The sequence below is a fragment of the Lutibacter citreus genome, from assembly GCF_003260195.1.
GTDB lineage: Bacteria > Bacteroidota > Bacteroidia > Flavobacteriales > Flavobacteriaceae > Lutibacter > Lutibacter citreus.
Genome location: NZ_QEIH01000026.1, coordinates 1 through 4,224, shown reverse-complemented (window position 1 = coordinate 4,224; position 4,224 = coordinate 1). Strand labels below are relative to the sequence as shown.

The 4,224-nt window shown below is 29.5% G+C and carries 5 protein-coding genes; all 5 read right to left on the bottom strand.

Annotated features, from left to right (window positions below):
* Nucleotides 1–229: 229 nt before the first annotated feature.
* Nucleotides 230–901 (bottom strand): hypothetical protein, encoded by a 672-nt coding sequence (locus DAD81_RS20570; protein ID WP_111710359.1) that lies wholly within the window; start codon nucleotides 899–901, stop codon nucleotides 230–232.
* A 232-nt stretch (nucleotides 902–1,133) separates the two neighbouring features.
* Nucleotides 1,134–1,913: a hypothetical protein gene (locus tag DAD81_RS20565; protein WP_111710357.1), complete on the bottom strand. Its 780-nt coding sequence runs from the start codon at nucleotides 1,911–1,913 to the stop codon at nucleotides 1,134–1,136.
* Nucleotides 1,914–2,075: 162 nt separating this feature from the next.
* Nucleotides 2,076–2,792 carry a DUF6090 family protein gene (locus DAD81_RS20560; RefSeq protein ID WP_111710355.1) on the bottom strand — a complete coding sequence of 239 codons (717 nt, stop codon included), beginning with the start codon at nucleotides 2,790–2,792 and terminating at the stop codon, nucleotides 2,076–2,078.
* A gap of 132 nt (nucleotides 2,793–2,924) precedes the next feature.
* Nucleotides 2,925–3,773, bottom strand: coding sequence for an IS3 family transposase (locus DAD81_RS20555; protein WP_245949387.1), 849 nt, complete (start codon nucleotides 3,771–3,773; stop codon nucleotides 2,925–2,927).
* A 14-nt stretch (nucleotides 3,774–3,787) separates the two neighbouring features.
* Complete coding sequence (locus DAD81_RS20550) at nucleotides 3,788–4,177, bottom strand: helix-turn-helix domain-containing protein (RefSeq protein ID WP_111710351.1); 390 nt, start codon at nucleotides 4,175–4,177, stop codon at nucleotides 3,788–3,790.
* Between the last annotated feature and the right edge of the window lie 47 nt (nucleotides 4,178–4,224).

The window sequence follows — 4,224 nt, the reverse complement described above, 5'->3', positions numbered from 1 at the left end:
CATCTACTGTTTTGTGATTTTTCAATACTTCTTTTACGCAACGAAGTTTAAAATCGTAACTATACTTGACTTTTCTACCCATAAATATACTCTCAAATAGTGTCTAACTTTTTGGGGGCAGTTCAAAGTCCGCGAGGACTTTCGTAAATTGGCTAAAACCAGCAATTAATTTTATACGGTGTTGGCAAATCGTTATTTATTTTTAGGTTCTTTCAATTTAAATTTATCATTAATTTTCTAAATTATATTCTACAGACACTAATTCAATAGAATTTACCATTCCTATATCAAAAGAGTCTTCTTCATCAAAACTTATTGTACAACTAGAGTTTGCATTAATTTCATAACAAGGTGATGAACTTGTTGCAATATTAGAGCTTATTAATCCATCTGCATTAGTTGTAATTTTATGAAACCCTCTTATTGAAATATCATTTGGATTTATAAATTTAATATCATACTTTAATCTGGATGTATTATTCCCTGTGTCTGGTGTAAATTCAAAAAATAGAACCTCATAAGTAATATCTTTTAGAGTTGTGAATCTTAATTCATTACCGTAAGAAGTTCCCAAACTATTTGTCGCAAAGGCTCGTATATAATATTCTGTATTACTATTTAATTCTTGAACTTCAATAGAATATTCTCCTATCCCTGTTCCATTGGTAAGAATATTGTCGTCAATTGTAGGTTCTTCATTTAAGTCCCAACAAATTCCGCGACTTATAATCTCTAATCCTCCATCATTTGAAATATTTCCTCCACTTATTATTTTTGAAGTTGTTGTATTAGTTATACTATTTGTAGTTAATGTAGGTAAACTATTAGTTCTCTCATCTGTATTATCTGAAGAACAATTTAAAAGTAAAATGCTTAAAGCTAAAAATATTATTTTTTTCATAATTTTTGATTTCAGTATTTAATGTTTGCCAACGGTCTGGTATAAGAATAGTAGGGCTGAAAACAGTCGCTAACTATTCGGATGAAACACAAGCCGAATTTTTAAATTTTTCTTATTATCTTTTTTTGTCAATAAGCCAAATTTAAAAATTTGGCGACCTCACAAATGCGCCCGAACCATGCGGTTTTGCTACAATTGCCCTATTATTTTTATACGTTGTTGTAAAACGTTTTTATTCGCTCCATTCTTTCACAAAATTTTCTCCACCACCAGTTAAAGTCAAACTTGTGTTATCATATCCACCACCAATTTTTAGTATTTTGTCAAGTCCATTATTAAAATTTAAACTTACAGAACTATTATACATTTCAAATTTTCCTTTGAAACTCTTTCCATCTCCATTCTCAAAAAGAAAAGTTCCGTTTTCATTAAACTGTATTTTTCTCACAGCATAATTTGGTGTCCACCAATTTCCGATTAAATTACTTTTTGAGTAAGATTTTAAGTCATAATCTTTTTCGGTTGTCAAATCAGTCATTTTAGAATAAAGCTTTTGTTTTCCATTATTAAGTAATTTTAGAAATATTCCCATTGACTCGGCAGTTTCTCCCATAAAATTATTTTCTATAACATAATTCCAATCTCCGCTTTTAAAAACGTAATGAAAACCACCACCTGATCCTTGTCGTTCAACTTTTCCGTCGTACAAGATTAAATTTGGTTCGTCAGAAATTGTTTTTGGTTTATTCCAAGAAATATATCTTAAATCTCCATTTTTAAGGTTATCAATTTTAATAGTAAACTTTTTATTTTCACAATGAATAATGTTATTCTTAACTTCTGAATTAAGTTTTAGTATCTGTTCTTTAACTTCGAGCTCTTTTGTTTTCGATTCGATGTTATTTTCTTTCTGAGTTAATTCAGTTTCTTTTTGATTCAGATTATTTTCTTTTTCCGAATTTTTGCACGAAAAAAAGCTAATTAATATTACTAAACTTAAAATTTTTCTCATTGTTTGTTGATTTGGCTAAATGTTTTACAACGTTGTTGTGTATGGTTAGTTGCGTGGTTAAGCACCTAATTTAGCAAATAAATCACAGATAGAATATTCCGCAGGAATGTTCGTAAGTCGGCAGTGACCTAGCAATTAATTATACACGTTGTTGTGCTTTCGTTATTTACCTATTCGTTCTTTAATTGATTTCTTTATATTTTTAAATTCAACTATTCCGAATTCCAAATTTGGAATATAAGAATTATATAATTTCTGATAACTACTAATTACATAGCGTCTATATTCTTGACTATTTACAAAATAATCTTGTAGCTCCTTGCTACTATTATCTTTTGTTATGGTTTTACTTATCCACTCAGGATACCAACTGTGGTTATCTCTAAATGAATTTACAACTAGCAAACATTCATCAGAAATATTTTTCTCATAAGTGTTAAGAAATGTTCCAGCATCATATAAGTCAATCAAATGCAATGATAGACTATCTTTAGAAGCAATTAATTTTAAGCGTTCAACACCGCCTTTATTCATATTAGTTATTGGACCTCCAGCCATTAATCGAGATAATCCATTGTCTAATAAATCTATAGTTCTAGTATCTGAAATGACAGTATTGTAAACGGGTTTTATAGAGTCGTAAAATTTGATAACGCTTGAAAACTCGTCAATGTCATTATCTAAGTCAAGAACAATCTGCTTATAAATATCAGTAATTTCAGCTTGTTGCTTTCTATTTTCATTCCAGTTGTTAATTTGTAATGCAATTAAAATTCCAATAACGACAAGCACAATTTCTCCGATTGCGTAAGTCAGATATTTTCCAAATTTATTTTCAGAAAGTAATTTTTGCCTAATTTTCCTAAAGAATTTTATCATTGGTTAGCGGTTTTGTATTATACTGAAATAGGTTGACCTTTTTTAATGGTTAATTCGTTTCATATTTATCCAGTTAAACAATTTTTTTTAGCCTTTGAGTGGCAAAAAAATGATTGAACTTAAGGTTTGGTCTTAAATCTTAAGTTCGAGTAAATTTACTTTATTTTTTCGATACGATTTATATTTGATGTTAGGATTGTTATGAACTTCAAAAGGTTTTCTTAAATCCAGGCTAAAATGTGTTCTTAAATGATTATAAATATATACCGCATTTTTGACCATTTTTTGAGCTAACGCTGTGTTTTTAATGGTTTGTTTTAAAGCGTATTCATATTTCAACGTTCTGTTAACTCTTTCAGCAACAGCATTTTCATACGGGTCGTATTGTTCGGTCATACTCATTGTTATTCCGTTTTGTTCAGCAAACTCAGTATATTTAGGATTGCAATATTGAAAACCTCTGTCTGAGTGATGTATGATCTTTTCATTAGGGTATTTACGATTTTTAATAGCCATTTTAAGTGCATCTACACACAATGATGTCTTCATATGGTTATCAAGTTTGTAGCCCATAATTTGCTTAGAATAAGCGTCTGTCACTAATGCAAGGTAATTGTGTCCATTTTGAGTTTTAATGTAGGTAATATCGCTTACCCAAAGCTGTTCAGGTCTTGTTGGTACTTTGTCTTTTACTAAGTTTTTGTATTTATGATATAAATGATTAGAATTGGTTGTTGTATGATAGTTTCTAGGTTTGGGAATGAGTAGGTTATGATTTCTTAAGAACCGATAGAACTTGTCACGACCTATTTTAATATTAAGGATTTTCATTTGAGGTTTGAGTTCTTTATGTAGCTTAATTCCACCAGACTTTTGTCCAACTAGTTTACGATAATCTTGTACCAATTGGATAAGGATTTGTTCTTGAATTACTTTAGTTTGCTGAGATTTTAAGCGCTTATAGAAGGCTTGTTTGCTAATCCCAAAACACTCGATTAACCATTTTCTTTTAAACGGTTCTGTTTCTTTTTTTGAATCTCGTCGGCTAATGTTTTGGGCAATGACTTTTTTGCTAAATCCATTCCAGTAATAAGTTCCATATCAGCAATTATGTCCTGTTGGAAATCTTTTACAAACTCTAGTTCTTCAATTCTTTGTTTCAATTTCTTGATTTCATCTTGTTTACTCATCCCTAATTTCTTTTGATCTAAAGTACTATATTTTTTTAACCAATAGTCAATAGACGATTTAGAAATATTGTATTTTTTAGCAGCATAATTGATCGATATTCTACCATTTTGAATTTGATCAATGATGAGTAATTTTAAATCGAAACCTACTTTTTTATACGTTTTTTTTCGGCTGGGTTGTTTTTGTTCTTTCATCTTTATTTGTAATAAGTTGTCTAATTTTTAGTCAACCTATTTCAGGA

Bases quoted from the DNA above. Each gene is read 5' to 3' on its own strand.
- DAD81_RS20570 (WP_111710359.1), bottom strand. From the start codon at position 901: ATGAAAAAAATAATATTTTTAGCTTTAAGCATTTTACTTTTAAATTGT.
- DAD81_RS20565 (WP_111710357.1), bottom strand. From the start codon at position 1,913: ATGAGAAAAATTTTAAGTTTAGTAATATTAATTAGCTTTTTTTCGTGC.
- DAD81_RS20550 (WP_111710351.1), bottom strand. From the start codon at position 4,177: ATGAAAGAACAAAAACAACCCAGCCGAAAAAAAACGTATAAAAAAGTA.
- DAD81_RS20560 (WP_111710355.1), bottom strand. From the start codon at position 2,792: ATGATAAAATTCTTTAGGAAAATTAGGCAAAAATTACTTTCTGAAAAT.